Origin of the sequence: Brunnivagina elsteri CCALA 953 (genome assembly GCF_002289455.1) — a bacterium.
Taxonomy (GTDB): domain Bacteria; phylum Cyanobacteriota; class Cyanobacteriia; order Cyanobacteriales; family Nostocaceae; genus Brunnivagina; species Brunnivagina elsteri.
In genome coordinates, this window is sequence record NZ_NTFS01000559.1 from 1 (window position 1) to 3,320 (window position 3,320).

Consider the following 3,320-nt stretch of genomic DNA (forward strand, 5'->3'; position numbering starts at 1 on the left):
CGATTAATATCTTAGAAAAAACAACCACTGCCACAATTGCTGTCAAAGTCAAAGATAATGGTGGTACTGCTAATACTGGTATTGATACTTCCTCTGAAGAAACATTCACTATTACCATCAACCCATTATTAGTTAATATTGCCCCTGCGGTTAACTCAATTAATGAAGGTGACACAACTCCAACAGAGTATAATTTTACAGTTAGCTTATCGAGTATTAGCAGCGAAACAGTCACCGTTAACTACAGCACAGCAGATAATTCAGCTACAATTGCCGACGATGATTACGTAGAAAAAACAGGTGTGATTTCCTTTGCCCCCGGAGAAACCAGTAAAATTATTAAAGTGTTGGTAAATGGCGATCGCAAATACGAAGTCGATCAAGCATTCAAAGTCAATTTAACCAATCCCACTCAAGCTGTTTTAGGAATCTCCACAGCAACGGGAATTATCACCAACGACGATAAAATACCAACAGTCAGCATTAAAAATGTGACGAAACGGGAAGGAAATGCAGGTACAAAAACACCATTTGTATTCACAGTCGATTTATCCAATCCCAGCGATGAAGAAGTCAAGGTTAGCTACTCAACTAGCGACGGAACAGCCACAACTATCGACTATACACCGCTCGAAACTAGCATTTTGACATTTGCACCCAACCAAACAAGTCAAACCATCACAGTACAAATCAGTGGGGATAATGACTTTGAGACAAACGAAACCTTCTTTATCAATTTCAGCAATGCAATTAATGCCACAATTTCCCCAGAAACCAGGGGTATAGGCACAATTATCAACTACGAACGTGCAAATGATACCGACTTTAACGGTGATGGAAATCCCGATTTAGTTTGGAGAAACTATCAAACAGGTGATAACGCCATTTGGTTAATGAAGGGTACTGAACTTGATAAAGGTGTATTTATTACCAAAGTCGATGATATTGACTGGAAAATTGAACAAATAGCTGATTTTAATAGCGATCGCAATGTTGATTTATTATGGCGAAATTACCGCACTGGTGAAAATGCCATTTGGTTAATGAATGGTACAACTTTAGAGAAAGGTATATTTATTACCAAAGTCGATGATATAAGCTGGAAAATTAGTGGTGTTGCTGATTTCGATAATGACGGCAAAGTCGATATTTTGTGGAGAAATTATCAAACTGGGGAAAATACTATTTGGTTCATGGATGATACTGCGATTAAGAAAGCAGAATTTATTACCAAGGTTGATGATACTAACTGGAAAATTGAGGAGTTAGGTGACTTTAATGGTAATGGCAAAGTCGATATTTTATGGCGAAATTACCGCACTGGGGAAAATGCTATTTGGTTAATGAATGGAAAGACTTTAGATGAGGGGGTATTTATAGATAAAGTCGATGAGATGAAATGGGAAGTTGAAGCTGTGAATGACTTTAATCGTGATGGCAAAGTCGATATTTTATGGCGAAATTATAGTAGTGGAGAAAATTCAATTTGGTTGATGAATGGTGAGAAACTCGATAAAGGAGTCTTTATTCCCAAAGTCGATGATATTAACTGGAAAATTGAGCAAGTATCTGACTTTACTAATGATGGCAAAGTTGATATTGTTTGGCGAAATTATCGCAATGGTACAAATGCGATTTGGCAAATGGATGATACTACCCTTGATAAAGGTTTTGAATTTACCAAAGTTGGGGATATTAAATGGGAAATTGTCGGTTAATTTAATTAGGTTAATATCATAATGTAGAGACGCGATACATCGCGTCTCTCTTGTAATTATATAATTCCTAATTTAAATCAAAGTTGCGATCGCATTACTAGGTTTATAATTTGCCCCTAATTTAGATGCACAATAACCAACCTCTACAGTTTTACCTGGTTGAATTACCTTTGCCCAATTTACAGGAATAACATTGTATATTCCATTTTTAAGCGAATAACTTCCATTCCAAGTTTGTGATACTTGTGCTTGATTAATCGCAAAACTTAGCTGCCAATTTTTACTTGCAACAGTTCCATTATTAGTAATACGGAAATTAATACAAAAACCATTATTCCATTCAGCTTGAACTACAATTTCTACAGCAAGTTGTGCTTGAGGTATAGGAGTTGGAATTGGTGTAGGAGATGGAGTTGGGGTTGGGGTTGGAGATGGAATAGGAGTTGGTGGAGTTATTGTTTCCGTTAATAAAGTACTTAAAAGTTGTTGCTTAGGGATGTCAATATTCACCCAATCATCCAACAAAATACCACCAGTATCACTACTATTTGGGTTCCAACTCCAATAATTGAATGATAAATTTTTCTGCTTAATAAAATCGATAAATTGACGCTGCCAAATTCCTTCTTTAGAACTACTATCTATTTTCCTACCACCAAATTCACCAATTAAAACTGGTGCAATGCCATTAGCAGCAATATAGAAAAAGCCTTTATCCCAGCGATCGTAAAGATTTTGGGGAAAAGTTGAGTCATTAAACCAAGTTTGGTCAAAAACTCCTTGACCATATTCATGAGGAGAATAAACAAGTTTATTAGCAACATTTAAACCTACTGGAAAGTTTCTCACACCTTCCAAATTTCCTCCCCACCAATGCCCTGATAACTGTTGGTTAGGAACATTTTTTTCCACACCTTCAACTACAATTAACCAATTAGGATTAATCGCTAAAATAGTATTTCCACAACGTTCTGCGGCTAATCGCCAATCATTTCTTAAATCACCAGTTCCCCAACTTGCACTACCATGAGGTTCATTTTTTAAATCGGCTGCGACAACGTTATTTTGATTTTTATAACGTTCTGCTAACAACTTCCAAGTATCAATCCAATCAGCTTCTGTAAAGCCATCGCCATACCACAATTCCGGAATTTTCACATCATTAAGACGATGACTATCTAACATTATTAATAATTCATTTTTTGCCGCTTCTAGAATAATAATGTCCATCACCTCTAACGGTGTTTTCCCTTGTAAATCGCGATTGCTACCAATGCTAAAATCAACACCACTAATATTGGAAGAACGTAACGCATTTAGCGAGTAGGGTAAACGAATGAAGTTGTAACCCAATTGTTTAATTTGGGTAAGCATATCTTTATAATCTCTTTTCCAAAGTCCATGTGGTACATGTACTTCCGTTTCCATTCCAAACCAATTGACTCCTCGCAGCAATACAATATTGCCATTTGCATCAACGATTTGTGACCCTTTTGTTGAGAGTGGGGTTTTAATTGTCATAGTAGTTTTTTTGGCTCTAATTACTATGTTGTGGAGTAATAGGAATAATATGATTTGTTGTGATATAAAACAGCATCATTT

The 3,320-nt window shown here is 36.2% G+C and carries 2 protein-coding genes; one reads left to right on the forward strand and one right to left on the reverse strand.

What is annotated here, in order from left to right; all coding sequences use genetic code 11:
• Positions 1-1,718 (forward strand): FG-GAP repeat domain-containing protein (locus CK510_RS28275; protein WP_211293335.1); only part of this gene is annotated, 1,718 nt, incomplete at its 5' end.
• A gap of 72 nt (positions 1,719-1,790) precedes the next feature.
• Here the strand turns inward: CK510_RS28275 and CK510_RS28280 are convergent.
• Entirely contained in the window at positions 1,791-3,239 is a 1,449-nt protein-coding gene (locus CK510_RS28280) for a cellulase family glycosylhydrolase (protein WP_095724810.1), read from the reverse strand.
• Positions 3,240-3,320: the final 81 nt, after the last annotated feature.

Bases quoted from the DNA above. Each gene is read 5' to 3' on its own strand.
- CK510_RS28280 (WP_095724810.1), bottom strand. From the start codon at position 3,239: ATGACAATTAAAACCCCACTCTCAACAAAAGGGTCACAAATCGTTGAT.